Below are 16,180 nucleotides of genomic sequence, written 5' to 3'. Positions count from 1 at the left end.
ATCGGGGCAGGATTTGTACCAGAAACATTGGATACAAAGATTTATGATGAAATCATTACAGTAGAAAATGAAGATGCATTTGCGACAGGAAAAGAAATGGCAAAGACAGAAGGAATTTTAGTAGGGATATCATCAGGAGCAGCATTATATGCAGCCAAAGAACTAGCCAAGAGAGAAGAAAATGCAGGGAAGACAATTGTCGTCTTATTACCAGATGGTGGAGATCGTTATTTATCAACACCTTTAATTCAAGATTAGGGAAATTATTTTTCCTTTTTTAAAAGGAAAATAGGGGATGAATCGAAAATTTGAATTTAAGTACAACAAGACGTACTTGATTTAAGAGTTAAAATTAAAGGTGTAAGAATACATGATATTGATAATACAGTGTATTCTTCCTCTTTAAATGATTATATAGATGTTCATGTTAAACGTATTTTAAAAAATCTATTAAAGAAACAAGAATTTCATAAAATCAACCCCTTAGTTGATCTCTATAATTTAATTTCTATGGATACTAAATTAGCTTTAGGAGCCATGATTTAGATAAAATAGAGGGAAATATTACTTTAAGACTAACTCAAGGAAATGAAAACTATATTCCTTTAGGGAGTGAAGAAGCTAAAGAGGTTAAGGCAGGTATTTATAGTTATATAGATGATGCCAATGATATTATTTGTTATAGTGAAATAAGACAAGTAGATAAAACAAAAGTCACAAATGAAAGCAAAGATATTTTCTTTATTGTTCAAGGCAATAAAGAAACCTCTGATAAATATGTAAAAGATATAGCTAAAGAATTAATTACAGTTGTGACTTATTATTTAGGGGGAACTGATGAAATACTTTAAAGACATTTTAGAACTTATTCTAGAATGTCTTTTATTTTATGAAAAAATTAAAATTTAAGGGATAACATGTAAAAAGATATGGATCTTAACCGAGTTTTAAAAAAATGTCGAATTCGACATATTTTTATTGTGCTTGCTTGTAAGCGCTATTATAATTGGAAAAGGGGGATATGTATGGACCAAGAATATCAAGCACTGGTGGTGTTAGATTTGTTGACGACACAGATGAATAAGTATGCCAATAAGAAGCTAAAACCTTATGGGCTTAAATTCAATGAATTAAATATTATTCGTTTTGTAGCTCAAACAAATGAATCGGTTTATCAAAAAACGATTTGTCAAAATTTTCAATTGCCTCATTCGACAGTTGTGGGAATTGTTTTTCGTTTAGAAGATAAAGGTTGGCTTTTAATGGGAAATAGTCATTTTGATAAACGTCATACACGTATTGTTATTACGGATAAAGGAAAAAATTTGATTCAGGAAACAGAAGATATCTATCAAGATATCATGAATAAAATGAAAATGATTTTATCTGAAGAAGAAATAGAAAGTTGTATTCATTCAATAGATAAAATTAAAGAATTATTTAAATAGGAGGTTGTTATGGGAATTTTTAAATTTTCAATGAGAATGCTTGTCAAAGACTATAAAAAGAGTTTATTTTATGGAATTACTCTGATATTTGCGGTTGCCGTATGTTTTGTGTTTTTCAATATTATTAATAATCCGGATTTAGCTGATCAAGCGATTGCTCGAAGTGGTGGGACATGGAGTGACGTACAAATGCCATTTTCATCTGTGTTATCGTTTTTGATTATTTGTTTTTGTTGTTTTATGGTCTTCTTTGCAAATGATTTCTTTTTATCAAGAAAGACGACAGAACTGGCTATTATGGCAATGTCAGGTTCTGGCTATATTAATTCAACAATGTATGTCTTGTATCAAACATTCACTTTGTTGCTTCTAGCAACACCACTAGGTATTTTAATAGGAAGATGTGTTGTTCCCTTTTCTAATGCCTATATGTATCAAATGTTAGGTGTACATAAAGATCCTTCTTATATTCCTCAAGAAGCATATCTTTATTCATTTATTCTTGTAGCGATTGTTTTATCAATGATTTGTGTTTTAACAGCAGGATTTTTACATAAAAATGATATTCAAACGTTACTTTCGCAAGAAAAAGAAATGAAAGTAAAAAGAAATACAAAGAAAAGTAAAGCTGTTTTATTTTTTGGAATATATGTTTTTGGGATTGTGATGATGTTTATGAATCCCCATGAACCAACAGCTTATATTGCTCCAACGATTGTTGGCTTAGGTGGAGCAATAGGAGTGATTCGCTATGTTTTACCTGATTTTGTAAGAAATCTTAAAAGAGGTATTTTTCTTACTAAAAGATATGTTTTAATTTCTATTTCTAACTTAAATTATTCGATTCAAAGATCTTTGTTATTGTTTTCATTAATGACCGTTGCTGTAACTGGAATGTTAGCAGTACTTGCAGCAAACCAAAATTCTCCACGAGAATTTACCACAGGCGTTATTGGTTATATTGTAGTGGTTGTTTTATTAGTCGTTTCAATCATTTATAAGCTATCAATGGAAGCATTAACGAGAAAAACTTTATTTGTGAATTTATGGAAGATTGGATATACCAGAAAAGAACTTAGAAAAATAGTAAGACAAGAAGTTATCAGTTATTACTTTGTTTTGATACTTATACCGCTTGTTTATATTATGTTTATTTCAGGTCGGTTTATTTATTATGGAGATATGTCATTACAATTTGCTTATATTTATATTTTATCTTATATTATTCCAATTATTGTTTCAGGATTTATTACTTATGTTCAATATATAAATGCAGTTGTTAAACCAATTAAAGGAGGAAAATAAAATGGAAAGAAAAGAAATACTTGTTGCTGATAAAATTACTAAGATATATGGAATAGGGACAAAAACGTTATTTGAAGCTTTACATGAAGTTTCACTTACGATGTATGAAGGGGAATTCGTATGTATTATGGGTCCTTCTGGAGCGGGAAAATCAACTTTTATTAATAATCTTTCAACTATTGATATTCCTACAAAAGGAAAAGTCTTTATTAATGGAAAAGAAGTACGTGTGATGTCTGAAGGAGAAATTGGTAAATTTAGATATGAAAATTTAGGTTTTATTTTCCAAGAATTTAATTTATTAGATAGTTTAACGATTTTTGAAAATATTGCTGTTCCTCTAACTCTTGCAAATGTCAATAAAAAAGAAATTACGCAAAGAGTTCAGGAAGTTGCTAAAAAATTAAATGTTGAACAAACATTAGATAAATTTCCTAATGAATGTTCTGGTGGTCAAAGACAAAGAGTAGCTATTTGTCGTGCTTTAGTTACTAATCCTAAATTGATTGTTGCTGATGAACCAACAGGAAATCTAGATAGTAAAAATTCTCATGAGATTTTATCGCTTTTTAAAGAATTAAATGAAAAAGAAGGGGTTTCTATTTTAATGGTTACACATGATAGTAAGATTGCATCTTATTCATCAAAACTTCTTTATATTAAAGATGGCATTATTGATCGTACAATTGAAAGAGAAGGTTTATCTCAAAAAGAATATTTTTATAAAATAGTTGATATTAATTCAAGTGAATCACAAGAGTTGTTTGAATAATGGGTATTTTTAAGTTATCTTTGATTTCATTAAAAAAAGATATGTCAAAAAGTATTTTCTACTTTTTGACATTCTTACTTACAACTATTTTTATATTCTCTTTTTTTAATCTTACATTTAATCCTTATTCAGGTATTCATTTAGGAAAAGATGATACAACCTTTGTGACACCGATTGCAGTCTTTGTGATTGTTATTGCTATGCTTTGTGTTTTTCTCGCAAATAACTTTTATGTTTCTAATAAAGGAAAAGAAATTTCGATTATTTTGATGTCAGGAGCAAGTATTTATCAATTAGGCTTCTACTTATTCTTACAAGTCTTTACGATTATGCTTTGTGCGATTCCTTTAGGTCTTGTTTTAGGTTATTTACTCATTCCAACAATCAATTCTTTGTTTATGATGACATTTAAATATAATGGACAGCTTTTCTATTTATCAAGCCAAACTTTTCCAGCAACATTTATGATTCTTGCTTTTGAAGTTATGTGGTGTTCTATGTTGAATTTGGGGTATTGTGTTAGAAGTACGATTAATTCTATGATTCATGATAAAAATAAAATAGATTTAAGTGGTTTAAAAGGTCCACAAATTACGAGTAAAGTTTTTATTATTCTTTATTTTGTGCCAATGGTTTTATTCTTATTTGTGAAAGATTCAACTTCTTATATGTTTATAGCTTTATTTGGTTTAATAGGAATATCAGGGCTTATTAAAAAAGTATTACCAGAATATATTCGAAAAAGGCAAAAGAATCAATCATTAGAAAATTCTGTAGATTTGATTGCTTATGGTTTCTTTCATAGTGATCTACAAAAGATTTTTAGCCTTTTACTTATTTCTTTATTATCTTCTGTTTTACTTACGTGTATTACAGTCTATACATTAAAACAGCCACTTGTTTCAATGGTTGCTTTAATGTCTTATGTTTCCGTGATGATTTTAATGGCTTTAACGATTGTCTTTAAAATAGGAATGGAACTTTATAAAAGAAAAGGAAACTTTGAAAATCTTTGCTGTTTAGGATTTTCTATTGAACAATTAAAAAAGATCATAAAAAAAGAAATGATTTGTTTCTATGGAGTTATTCTTTTACTGCCGCTATCCTATCAAATCATTATCTTATGTAATTTACTTATTAAAGCTAAAATTACGTTCTATTTATTTTTAATTATTTTATTAATTCAAATTGTTCCATTATTAATAAGCTATTTATTAAGTATCAAACTTTATAAGAGTATTTTACCAACATCTATCATTATGGAAAAATAATTATTTAAAGAATCTTTTAAAAAAGGATTCTTTTTTCTTTACTTCAAAAGGATTACATGGCTGATTTTCTTTTAAATCATAGAATTGAACTTCGTGATTTTCCGTATCAAAAATACAATAAGTAGGATGAGGATAATTTCCTCTAGGAAAAGTTACACTTCCTGGATTAATAAAAAGAGTATTTTCTTTTTTATAACAAGTAGGATTATGACTGTGACCAAAACAAACAACATCTATTTTATGATTTAATGCATATTGTTCTAAATCATACATAGATTCATCTATATGAAAAAGATGACCATGACAAATAAAAAAATTTAAACCGTCGATTGTAAGGGTTAAATCTTTGGGAATATCCGCAAAATCATTATTTCCTCTTACATTATAGAAATTATCTATTTCTAAAGGAGAATAAGGCATATAAATATCACCACAGTGAATGTAATAATCAGCTGGATGTTGGTTGATGAAGTTTAAAAGAGTTTGTTTTGTCATTGAATGGCTATCGGATAAAATCATAATTTTCATAAATGTACCTCCGTTAAATATGCTATAATTATTTTATCATAAAATAAGAAAGAGAGGTATTTTATGGATTCTTTTATTCAGTTTAAAGATGTCAAAAAGACATATAAAGTAGGAGATATTGAAATTCATGCAAGTAATGGTGTGAATTTTGAAGTTAATAAAGGAGAATTTGTAGTTATTGTAGGCCCTAGTGGGGCTGGAAAAACAACGATTTTAAATCTTCTTGGAGGAATGGATCAAGCAACAAGTGGATCTATTATGGTTGATGGTCAAGATGTGGCTTTATATGATGAAAAGAAATTAACACAATATCGAAGAGATGATATTGGTTTTGTGTTTCAATTTTATAATCTTGTGCAAAACTTAACAGCTTTAGAAAATGTTGAACTTGCTTCACAAATATCTAAAGATCCTTTAGATGAAAAAATGGTTTTAAAAAGGGTAGAGCTAGAAAATCGCATGAATAACTTTCCTGCGCAATTATCAGGTGGAGAACAACAACGTGTAGCAATTGCTAGAGCGATTGCGAAAAATCCTAAATTACTTTTATGTGATGAACCAACGGGAGCTTTAGATTATTTAACAGGGAAAGCTATTTTAGCTTTGCTTAGAGAAATGTGTGATAAGTATAAAATGACAGTTATTGTGATTACTCATAATAGTGCTTTAGCTCCAATGGCAGATCGTGTGATTCATTTAAAAAATGGAAAGGTTGATCAAATGTTTTTAAATGAACATCCTCAACCTATTCAAGAAATTGAGTGGTAATAATGAAAAGAAATGCTTATGTTAAAAATCAAATAAGAATTATTAAAAAAACAAAAGCACGATTTTTATCTATTTTTTGTATTGTTTTTTTAGGAGCTTCATTTTTTGCAGGACTTCGACAAAGTCCTTTGATTATGAAAGAATCAATGCACGATTATTTACAAACATATAAATGGAATGATTTGAACTATATTGCAACATATGGTTTTGATGAATCTATTATTCAAAAAGTTGAAAAAGTAAAAGGAGTAGAAGCTGTTGATTATGGTTTTCGCTTTGATGCTTTAATGTCATATGATGAAAAAGCAAATATCGGGATGACAGTTTATAGTGATGATGATTTTTCAAAGGGGGTAGACCTACCTGAATTATTAAAGGGAAGATACCCTCAAAAAGATAATGAATGTTTGATGGATTATCAGTATATAAAAAAATCATCTTTGAAATTAAATAATCAAATTACTTTAGAAAATGATTATGGTAAAAAAGAATATAAAATTGTAGGAATCATTAATGATAGTCGTTATGTAAGTAATTTAGAAAGAGGTACAAACAGTTTAGGCGATGGGAATAATAGTGGGTTTATTCTTGTTTTAAATCAAGGAAATGAACATATGGCTGTTCCTAATGAATTGTTTGATTTACATGATCAAAAGACTTTTTATAATGATTTGCGTATTCATTTAAAAAATGAAAATCATTTATATGAATTTGATGATGATTATGATGAGTATGTAAAACCAATCAATAAAAAAATCAAAGCAATTTTAAAAGATTATAATCTTGATTTTTACAATCAAACAAAAGAAGATGCTTTGAATAAAATAGCTGATGGTGAAAAAGAGTATCAAGATGGTCTAAAACAATATCAAGAGGGAATGGATGCTTATCAAAATGGTATGAATCAATATCTTGATGGTAAAAAACAATATGATCAAGGATATCTTCAATATCAACAAGGTTTAAAAGAATACCAAAGTGGTTTAAAACAATATCAAGTTGGTTTAAGTCAATATCAAACAGGGTATCAAAAATACCAAGAAGGACTTAAACAATACCAAACAGGTTACCAGACTTATTTAGATTATGTAGAAAAAGTTGGTCAATATGATACATCTATCCAAACTGTTGAAGCTGCGTTAAGTCAATTTGGTGGTTATGAACAAGCTAAAAATATTCCAAGTGATTCACCTTATTATCAACAAGTACAAACTTTGATTGTAAGCTATGATCAATTAAAACAAAATGAAACACAAATCACTACTTTAAAAACACAATTACCTGTTATTAAACAAGAACTAGATCAAAATAAAACGGTTTTAGATCAAACAAATGCTCAACTTGTACAAAGTAAACAACAATTAGATGCCTCAAATCAAAAAATAAAGGCTTCTAAAGCTCTTTTAGATCAAACAGGAATCAAACTTGCTGATTCTAAAAAACAATTAGACGAAGCTAAAAATACTTTAGATAGTAACTTACCACAATTAGAAGAAGCTAAAGTAAAATTAGATCAAGCACAAAGTGATTTAAATGAAGCTAAACAACAAGTAGCTGATTTACAAAAAGGAAAAATCATTACCTTAACTAAAAATGAAAGCGCAGCAATCTTAAGTTATAGTGGTAACTGTGATTCAATATCAGCTTTATCAATTCTGTTCCCAGTGCTCTTTTTCTTAGTAGCAGCTCTTGTTTCAATGACAACAATGACAAGAATGGTTGAAGAACTAAGAGTACAAAATGGAACATTAAGAGCGTTGGGCTATAAGAAAAAAGATGTGATTATGCAATATTTGATCTATGCTTTTTTAGCAACATTCTTTGCTAGTAGTATTGGAATTGTTTTTGGAACATATTTCTTCCCAAGTATTATTTACTATTTATATCGTATTATGATGTTTGATATAGGAGCACCAACACGTATTATTTTTGAACTAGCAACATGTATACAAACATATATTATTTCAGTCGTGATTATTTTATTTGTCACTTTTATGGTCTGTTATAAAGAATTACAAGCTGTTCCAGCGCAAATTTTAAGACCGAAAGCGCCTAAGCTAGGGAAAAGGATATTACTTGAAAGAATTACTTTTATTTGGAAGAGATTATCATTTAATCAAAAGGTAACAATGAGAAATATCTTTAGATATAAAAAGAGATTCTTTATGTCTGTTATTGGAATAGCAGGTTGTACAGCATTGATCGTTATTGGTTTTGGAATCAAGTATTCTGTTTCTCCACTAGCAAGCGAACAATATGGCAATATGTGGATTTATGATGGTGTTGTAAATTATAAAGATGATTTAACAGCAACGACAAAAAAACAAGCACAAGATGATTTTAAAGGGCAATCTCAAGTGAAATCGACAATGGGTATTTACAATAAAACGATCACGATTGATCAACAAATGGTAACAGTTGAAATTCCAAGTGAAACAAAAGATTTTGATCAATATATTCATATGAGTGATTATCAAACAGGCAAGACTTTAAATCTTAAAGATGATGGTGTTTACATCAATGCAAAACTTGCTGAAATATTAGATTTAAAAGTTGGTGATCAATTTACATTATCATTAGATAATAAAGATTATAAAGTAAAAATTGCAGGTATTTATAAGCTTTATTTTAGACATTATATTTATATGTCTCCAAAATACTATGAAAACTTAACCAAAGATGAAGTTCATTATAATAGCCAATATTTTAAATTAAATAAAAAAGCAAGTGAAAAGAAACTTACAAATTATTGTGATCATCATGAAAATATTACTTCTATTCAATATGTCAGTGGTATTTCAGAAGGATTCTATAGTCAAATGGAAAGTTTAGATAGTGTTGTCTTTATTTTAATTGTTTGTGCAGGTGCACTTGCGTTTATTGTTTTATATAATCTAACAAATATTAATATTCAAGAAAGAAAAAGTGAAATTGCAACGATTAAGGTTTTAGGTTTCTATCCAAAAGAAGTCTATGATTATGTCTTTAGAGAAAACATTATTTTAGCCTTTATTGGTTCGATTGTTGGACTTGGTCTTGGTAAGATTATTCATACTTATTTGATTAGAACGGTTGAAGTAGATATGGCGATGTTTATTAGAACAGTTAATATCAGATGCTATATGATTGCTATTATTTTAACAATGGCATTTACATTCTTAATTAATCTTTATATGCGAAGAGTTCTTAAAAAAATAGACATGGTTGAGTCTTTGAAAAGCATAGAGTAATCATAAATATTATTTAGGATTACGTAAAATTAAGGATTTTTTCAAAAAAAATTAAAAAAAATTGAATCTTCTAAATCCTTTACTATGGTTGACATTCAAGGGATTTACTACTTGTATAGACAGGGCAAAGGGTGGATTTTTAGTTGATTTTACGTTATAATACATTTGTATTTGTTGAAAGGAGGAGACGAATGGAGAGAAATATTAAGGAAAGAGTTAGTCAATATGTAGATGAAAACAAAGTCAAAGAGAAGTTAACTCAGTTTTTCCAAGAAAAAATTGTCAATAGAAAAGCGATGTTTATACCTATTACAGGTGTTGCAACATTTATGTTAGTAGGATACGCTGCTGCTGATACAAAAGCACCAGAAATCACATCTGATCAAATTGAGGTTCCTTATGGAGAAAAATTTGATGTTGATACTGTAGATGTAACTGACAATCGTGATAGCAGAGAAGACATTCAAGTAAGTGCCGATCTTGCATCATTAAATGTTGAACAATTAGGAGATTATAAGGTTACTGTAACATCTACTGATTCATTTAATAATGAAACAACAAAAGAAGTTACAGTAAAAGTAGTGGATCAAGAAGGTCCAAAATTTGAAACTTTAGGTTCAAATGAAGGTTATGTAGTTGAAGTTCCTGTTAATGGAAGTAGTGATTTATCAAGTTATGTAAAAGCAACTGATAATGTAGATGGTGATGTGACTCCATTTATTGAAGCAGATAAAACTTTAGATACTTCTAAATTAGGAACACAAACAATTACATTAAAAGCCACAGATGTTTCAGGAAATGAAACAGAAAAAACAATTGATTTTGCTGTGACTGATGATGATGCACCAGTGGTTACATTGAAAAATGGTGCAGATGTTACATTAAATTATGGGTCAGATTTTAACTTATCTGATTATGTAGATGTTACAGATAACTTTGATGGTGTCATTCAACCTCAAGTAGAAGGAAGCATTGATAACCATAAAGAAGATGGTGTACAAACTTTAACAATTAAAGCAACTGATTCATCTGGTAATGAATCTTCTGCTCAATTGAATGTTGCTGTAAAAGATACAGAAGCACCAAAAATTTCTTTATCAAAATCAGAAGTTTCTGTAAACGTAGGAGCAAGTTTAGATTTATCTAACTACTTATCAAGTTCAACTGATAATAAAGATGGAGATGTAAAAGGAAAAGTATCAATTCCTTCTGTAAGTACTTCAAAAGCTGGTTCTTATACAGCTACTTATACAGTAAGTGATGCTGCTGGAAATCAAGGTAGTGCGTCATTAACTGTAAAAGTTAATGCGGTACGTACTTCTTCTAAGAAAGGTTCTGTAGCTATTGGTACTACTTCTAGACCAAATTATTACGGAACATCAGTTGTAGGTGCTGCCTATTCAAGACTTGGGTGCCCTTACGTATGGGGTGCTGAAGGACCAAATACATTTGACTGCTCTGGTCTAGTAAAATGGTGTTATGCTAAAGCTGGTAAATCTTTACCACATTCATCAAGTGCGATGAAATCATCTGGTACTGTAATCAGTATTTCGAGTGCACAACCTGGGGATATCTTATGGAGACCAGGACATGTAGCAATTTATATTGGTGGTAACCAATACATTCATGCTCCACAAACTGGAGATGTTGTAAAAGTTTCATCTGGTGTAAGTAGCTTTACATGCGCAATTAGACCTTAATATTAAAAAGTCGTGGAAAAATCACGGCTTTTTTTGTACTTTAAAAGAATATATTTTTAATAATGAATGAAACTAATTATTGATTGTTTGGGTATAATAAAATTGAAAAAAGATTGATAAATTCTACAAATTTGCATTTTCAAATAAAATGTGTTATGATAATAGACGGTTAAAAAAATTCAAAAGGAGAACATTATGAAAACAGACATACAGACCAAGCTCAAAACATTGTTTGATGAGAAAATTAAAAACAGAAAAGCAATGTTTATTCCAATCGCTGGGGTAGCTGCATTTATGTTAGTAGGTTATGCTGGTGTGGATCATGAAAAGCCTGAGATTGTATCAAGTCATATTCAAATTCCTTACGGTGAAAAGTTTGATACGGATGCAATTGATGTTGTTGATAATCATGATAGTAGAAGTGAGCTGTTAGTAGAAGCTGATGATGATTCCTTAGATGTTAAACAATTAGGAACATATCAAGTTGAAGTGCGTGCAACAGATCAGTTTAATAATACTGATGTTAAAACAATTCAAGTAGATGTTGTTGACGAAGAAGCACCAAAATTAAAAATGTTAGGTGCAAATGATGGATATTATATTGAAGTACCAGTTTATGGTAGTCAAGATTTATCTTCATATATTAAAGCAGTGGATAATGTAGATGGAGATGTGACACCATTTATCGAAAGTGATAAACAATTAGATACTTCAAAACAAGGAACACAAACAATTAATGTTTCAGTAAGTGATAATAGTGGTAATACAACTGAAGAAGCGTTTAAGTTCTTTATTGCTGATATGCAAGCTCCAGAAATTACTTTAAAATCAGGAAGTGATATTACAGTAGATTATGGTAGTGAATTTAAATGGCAAGACTATGTATCAATTAGTGATAACTTAGATACAAATATTGAACCTAAAGTAGAAGAAACAATTGATACTAAACAATTAAATCAACAAAAAGAAATGACAATTATTGCTACTGATGGCGCTGGTAATTCATCAAAAGTAACATTGAATGCTACTGTTAAAGATATTACTGGACCAAATATCGTTTTATCAACAAATAAAGTATCTGTTGATAAAGGAAGCAATGTTGATTTAAAATCATATATTACATCTGCCGTAGATAACTTAGATGGTGATATGAAAGATAAGATTTCATTCAATACAATTGATACTTCTACAACAGGAGTAAAGACAGTCATATATACAGGTGTGGATTCAGCAGGTAATAAATCAGAAGTACAATTACAAGTGGAAGTAACATTCTCTGGAGAAAGAATTGTTAATACAGGTCTTTCTAAAACAGGATGTCCATATGTATGGGGATCAACTGGTCCTAATTCATTCGATTGTTCAGGATTTACACAATGGGTATATAGACAAAATGGTATTTATATTCCAAGAACTTCATCAGAACAAAAAGCTGCTGCTAAAAAAGTAGTAAGTTTATCTGAACTTGAAGTTGGAGATATTTTATGGCGTTCAGGACATGTAGGAATTTATATTGGAAATGGACAATATGTTCATGCACCACATACAGGAGATGTTGTTAAAGTTTCTTCTGGTGTAGGTAAATTTACATGTGGACTTAGATATCAATAAAGGGGCTGTAAAGAAACCTAATCTTTTGGATTAGGCATTCTTTATAGCTTTTTTTATTTTAACGCAAAAAGTAGCTCGAGGAATCGAACCTGGAGCTACTTTTTTGGTAATATATTACTGTTCACATAATAAATTACATATGTATTCTATCACACGTAATGTATTTTTTATACCTTCCTACGCTATTGGAGCGAAGGAAATGGAAAAAATAGATAAATTATTTAATATCTTTAAGAAATCTGGAGTATTTGATTTAATAGATGATGTTTATTCAAAAGAATATCACAAAGGTGGCAGACCTTTAATTGACAGACACAAGCTAATAGTTTTAATTGCTTATGCGTATGCATTTAGACATACCTCATTGAGAGATATGGAAACTTTTTGTAAATTTGATCTAAGAGCTATAAATATTATGGATGGCACTATCCCTTCGCATACTTCTATTGGTAAATTCTATAATGAGTTTATTGTTCCAAATCGTGATAGTCTATTCAGTAAGATAACTGATGCTATTAGAGATGAATGTAATATAGATTTTAATACAGCTTTTTTAGATGGCAGTAAGTTTGAAGCTGATGCAAATAAGTATAAGTTTGTTTGGAAGCCAACAAAATACCATCAAAAGTTGAGTGATAAAATAAGGATTATATTATCAAAATATGAATTGAGTAGAAATGTTCCTGAAACTGGAATCATACCGGCAACTACTATTGCAGACAAAATCACAAAATTTAATAATTTGATTTCAAACATAGATATATCTGATAAATCAAATAAGGAAATATTTAAGGATTATGAATTTTTAAAATCTGCTTTAATAAAATCACTAGAATATGAAGAAAAGGAGAAAATATGTGGACCAGATAGAAATTCATACTACAAAACAGATCATGATGCTACTGCTATGTGTTTGAAAAGAGACTATTATTCTGGATTGGGAACGAATACACATGCTGCATACAATACACAAATTATCGTTTGTAAAGGGCTGATTGCTACATATTATGTTTCTCAATCAAGATCCGATTTGAAAGATTTGATACCTGCTTTAGATAAATTTTATGAATCCTACAGTATTTATCCAAAATATCTATGTTTTGATTCAGGATATGGTTCATTAAATAATTATCGGTACTTACATGACCATAACATTGGAAACTATGTCAAATATTTTTCTTGGGAAGGAAATATAAGCGGAAGAAATCCATCACAATATGTATTGATAAATGAAACAGCTATTAGATGCTTAAATGGCAATATCGGTCATATTGTAAAATTAGATAATAGGCATCCAAAAAAATCAAATTCAACATTCTTTAGAATAGACGGATGCAATTCCTGTGATTTTAAAGATTACTGTAAGAGATGGATGAACAAAAAGGAAGAAAATTTTAAAATGTTTGAAGTTGTAATAGAACTTCAAAAATATATAAACCAATCAGAAGAAAATTTATTATCTCCTAAAGGAATCGAATTGAGAGTAAATCGAAGTATCCAAGTAGAAGGAACATTTGGAATGATAAAACAAGATATGCCCTTTGATAGATTTACAAGGACAAGTCTGGATAAGGTATCGACGGAATTTATGATGGTTTGTCTAGGTTTGAATATTAGAAAACTATTTAAATTTTATGATGCAAAATCAAAAAATAAATTTTGGATTGCACCTAATGATTTACAACCAGAAACAAAGAAAAAACCAAGTGCTAAAAGATTATCGAATAAAGTAAATAGAAAAAAGCTAAAAAAAGAGGCTGATGAACCTAATCCAAAAGGTTAGGTTTCTTTACAGCCCCTTTTTTTTTGCCTTTAAAAACGATATAATATATCTAAAGAGGGTGATTTTTTTGTATATTGCAACAAGTAGTCAATTAAAAAGATATGATCAAGCATTGTTGGATTATGGCTATTCAATTGAGCAATTAGTAGATAAAGCCAGTGATTGTTTATTGAAACATTTTGATAAGTATCAACGTATTATGATTGTTTGTGGACCAGGGAATAATGGTGCTGATGGGATTTCATTAGGAATTAAATTACACCAAGAAGGTAAAGAGGTATTACTTTGCTTAACTGGAAAAGAAGAAAAACTCAGTCAAGCAAATAGATATTATCTTGACCAAGCACAATCTTTATCGATAGAGTGTTTATTTGTAAGTGAAGAAACACTTGAAGAATTTCAAAAAAGTGTTCCACATTTTGATGTGGTAGTTGATGCATTATTTGGCTTTGGGCTTAATAGTGATTTAAGAGGAATTGTTAAATATGTTGTTGATCTTATAAATAATATAGAGGTAGATGTTATTGCGATAGATATTCCTACAGGTTTAAATCCTGATACAGGAAAACCTTATAATAGCTGTATTTGTGCGTATCAAACAATAACGTTAACAGCTTATAAGCTTGCTTTTTTAAATCCAGAAAGTGAAATGTATACAGGGAAAGTGATTTTAGAATTATTAGATGCTAAATCTTTTCATGAAGAAATGCTATTTTCACAACCAATTGATTTTAAATGGGCTAAATATCATATAAAAGAACGTTTATATGATGGACACAAAGGAACTTATGGAAGAATTATGCATGTAACAGGGTGCTATCATTATCGAGGAGCTGCACTTTTAGCAGCTAAAGCAGCTGTTTATGCTGGAAGTGGATTGGTTACGGTTTGGTCTAATGAAAAAGTAATTGATTCTTTAAGTTTATTTTGTCCAGAGGCAACATCATGTCAAAGATATTATTTTGATGAACATTTATTACAAGAGAAAGATGCAATTCTTATAGGAAGTGGACTTGGTTTAAATGAAGATAGTGAACGTTTTGTCTGTGAACTTTTAAGTCATACACAAGTTCCAGTTGTGATTGATGGTGATGCCTTGACCATTCTTGCAAAACATCCAGAGTTATTAGAAAATCATCATTCCTCTTGGATTTTAACACCACATCATGGAGAATTTAAAAGATTTGTGGATTTTAAGCAAACAAGTGAAATGGTAGATCAAGCGAATGCATTTGCAAAAAAATATCATGTTACCTTAGTTTTAAAAGGTCCACATACTCTTATTAGTGATGGAAATGAAACATATCGTATTATGTCAGGAAATAAAGGAATGTCATCTGCAGGTATGGGGGATACACTTGCTGGAATTATTAGTAGCTTTTTAGGACAAGGTTATTTGCCAAAAGATGCGGCTATTTTAGGAACGTATTTACATGGTTTATGTGGTGATGAAGTCTATAAAGAAAATTATACGGTTGTTGCTTCAAAAGTAATTGACCAAATTCCTCAAATGATGAAAAAATTGAACAAAAATAGGAGCGCAATCCCCTTCCTCTAAGCGAAGCGTAGGGAGGGATCTAGCTCCTTTTATAGTTTTTATAAGAGATGTTGTTTTAGATGTGCAGCTGTGATATATTATAAGTATAAAAGACATTCAGTCGTACTTAATTTTAGAAAGGATATTGCTATGGAACTTGATACTAATAATCATTCAGTGTTCATGCTTAATTATCATTTAATTATGTGTGTCAAATACAGGAATAA

General features: G+C 29.5%; 13 protein-coding genes. 12 read left to right on the top strand and 1 reads right to left on the bottom strand.

The window, feature by feature from the left end:
* The 6 genes from OCV55_RS13625 to OCV55_RS13605 form a co-directional block, all read left to right on the top strand.
* Positions 1-258, top strand: a 258-nt coding sequence (locus tag OCV55_RS13625) for a pyridoxal-phosphate dependent enzyme (RefSeq protein ID WP_147580895.1), incomplete at its 5' end; no start/stop codon positions are given.
* A 263-nt stretch (positions 259-521) separates the two neighbouring features.
* Complete coding sequence (locus OCV55_RS14185; RefSeq protein ID WP_394802871.1) at positions 522-851, top strand: phenylalanine--tRNA ligase beta subunit-related protein; 330 nt, start codon at positions 522-524, stop codon at positions 849-851.
* 174 nt (positions 852-1,025) lie between these two features.
* On the top strand, positions 1,026-1,448 hold the full coding sequence (locus OCV55_RS13620) for a MarR family winged helix-turn-helix transcriptional regulator (protein ID WP_119363929.1): 423 nt from the start codon (positions 1,026-1,028) through the stop codon (positions 1,446-1,448).
* 9 nt (positions 1,449-1,457) lie between these two features.
* Positions 1,458-2,753 (top strand): ABC transporter permease, encoded by a 1,296-nt coding sequence (locus tag OCV55_RS13615; RefSeq protein ID WP_147580893.1) that lies wholly within the window; start codon positions 1,458-1,460, stop codon positions 2,751-2,753.
* 1 nt (position 2,754) lies between these two features.
* Positions 2,755-3,525, top strand: a complete 771-nt coding sequence (locus OCV55_RS13610; protein ID WP_032089879.1) for an ABC transporter ATP-binding protein — start codon at positions 2,755-2,757, stop codon at positions 3,523-3,525.
* A complete protein-coding gene (locus tag OCV55_RS13605; protein WP_147580892.1) occupies positions 3,525-4,796 on the top strand; it encodes an FtsX-like permease family protein in 1,272 nt (423 codons plus the stop codon). The genes OCV55_RS13610 and OCV55_RS13605 overlap by 1 nt, the downstream gene beginning before the upstream one ends.
* Here OCV55_RS13605 and OCV55_RS13600 read toward each other — a convergent pair whose 3' ends face one another.
* The gene (locus OCV55_RS13600) at positions 4,797-5,324 is read right to left on the bottom strand and encodes a metallophosphoesterase family protein (RefSeq protein ID WP_147580891.1); all 528 of its coding nucleotides are present in this window, start codon (positions 5,322-5,324) and stop codon (positions 4,797-4,799) included.
* 63 nt (positions 5,325-5,387) lie between these two features.
* Between OCV55_RS13600 and OCV55_RS13595 the strand changes: the two genes are divergently transcribed.
* The 6 genes from OCV55_RS13595 (at position 5,388) to OCV55_RS13570 (ending at position 15,974) form a co-directional block, all read left to right on the top strand.
* Positions 5,388-6,092, top strand: coding sequence for an ABC transporter ATP-binding protein (locus OCV55_RS13595; protein ID WP_119363925.1), 705 nt, complete (start codon positions 5,388-5,390; stop codon positions 6,090-6,092).
* Between the two features lie 2 nt (positions 6,093-6,094).
* The gene (locus OCV55_RS13590; RefSeq protein WP_147580890.1) at positions 6,095-9,322 is read left to right on the top strand and encodes an ABC transporter permease; all 3,228 of its coding nucleotides are present in this window, start codon (positions 6,095-6,097) and stop codon (positions 9,320-9,322) included.
* A gap of 191 nt (positions 9,323-9,513) precedes the next feature.
* Positions 9,514-11,022 carry a C40 family peptidase gene (locus OCV55_RS13585; RefSeq protein ID WP_267309953.1) on the top strand — a complete coding sequence of 503 codons (1,509 nt, stop codon included), beginning with the start codon at positions 9,514-9,516 and terminating at the stop codon, positions 11,020-11,022.
* Positions 11,023-11,217: 195 nt separating this feature from the next.
* Entirely contained in the window at positions 11,218-12,633 is a 1,416-nt protein-coding gene (locus OCV55_RS13580) for a C40 family peptidase (protein WP_147580889.1), read from the top strand.
* 199 nt (positions 12,634-12,832) lie between these two features.
* Entirely contained in the window at positions 12,833-14,416 is a 1,584-nt protein-coding gene (locus tag OCV55_RS13575) for a transposase (protein WP_267309952.1), read from the top strand.
* A 67-nt stretch (positions 14,417-14,483) separates the two neighbouring features.
* On the top strand, positions 14,484-15,974 hold the full coding sequence (locus tag OCV55_RS13570; RefSeq protein ID WP_147580887.1) for an NAD(P)H-hydrate dehydratase: 1,491 nt from the start codon (positions 14,484-14,486) through the stop codon (positions 15,972-15,974).
* The last annotated feature ends 206 nt before the right edge of the window (positions 15,975-16,180 follow it).

This window comes from [Clostridium] ammoniilyticum (assembly GCF_025566905.1).
Taxonomy (GTDB): Bacteria; Bacillota_I; Bacilli_A; order Erysipelotrichales; family Coprobacillaceae; genus Faecalibacillus; species Faecalibacillus intestinalis.
The sequence above is the reverse complement of the archived record's forward strand: the minus strand, read 5'-3'. Positions and strand labels throughout refer to the sequence as shown.

Excerpts from the sequence above, each read along its gene's own strand:
- OCV55_RS13585 (WP_267309953.1), top strand. The coding sequence starts at position 9,514 with ATGGAGAGAAATATTAAGGAAAGAGTTAGTCAATATGTAGATGAAAAC.
- OCV55_RS13605 (WP_147580892.1), top strand. The coding sequence starts at position 3,525 with ATGGGTATTTTTAAGTTATCTTTGATTTCATTAAAAAAAGATATGTCA.
- OCV55_RS13595 (WP_119363925.1), top strand. The coding sequence starts at position 5,388 with ATGGATTCTTTTATTCAGTTTAAAGATGTCAAAAAGACATATAAAGTA.
- OCV55_RS13600 (WP_147580891.1), bottom strand. The coding sequence starts at position 5,324 with ATGAAAATTATGATTTTATCCGATAGCCATTCAATGACAAAACAAACT.
- OCV55_RS13575 (WP_267309952.1), top strand. The coding sequence starts at position 12,833 with ATGGAAAAAATAGATAAATTATTTAATATCTTTAAGAAATCTGGAGTA.
- OCV55_RS13615 (WP_147580893.1), top strand. The coding sequence starts at position 1,458 with ATGGGAATTTTTAAATTTTCAATGAGAATGCTTGTCAAAGACTATAAA.
- OCV55_RS13580 (WP_147580889.1), top strand. The coding sequence starts at position 11,218 with ATGAAAACAGACATACAGACCAAGCTCAAAACATTGTTTGATGAGAAA.
- OCV55_RS13590 (WP_147580890.1), top strand. The coding sequence starts at position 6,095 with ATGAAAAGAAATGCTTATGTTAAAAATCAAATAAGAATTATTAAAAAA.
- OCV55_RS13620 (WP_119363929.1), top strand. The coding sequence starts at position 1,026 with ATGGACCAAGAATATCAAGCACTGGTGGTGTTAGATTTGTTGACGACA.
- OCV55_RS13610 (WP_032089879.1), top strand. The coding sequence starts at position 2,755 with ATGGAAAGAAAAGAAATACTTGTTGCTGATAAAATTACTAAGATATAT.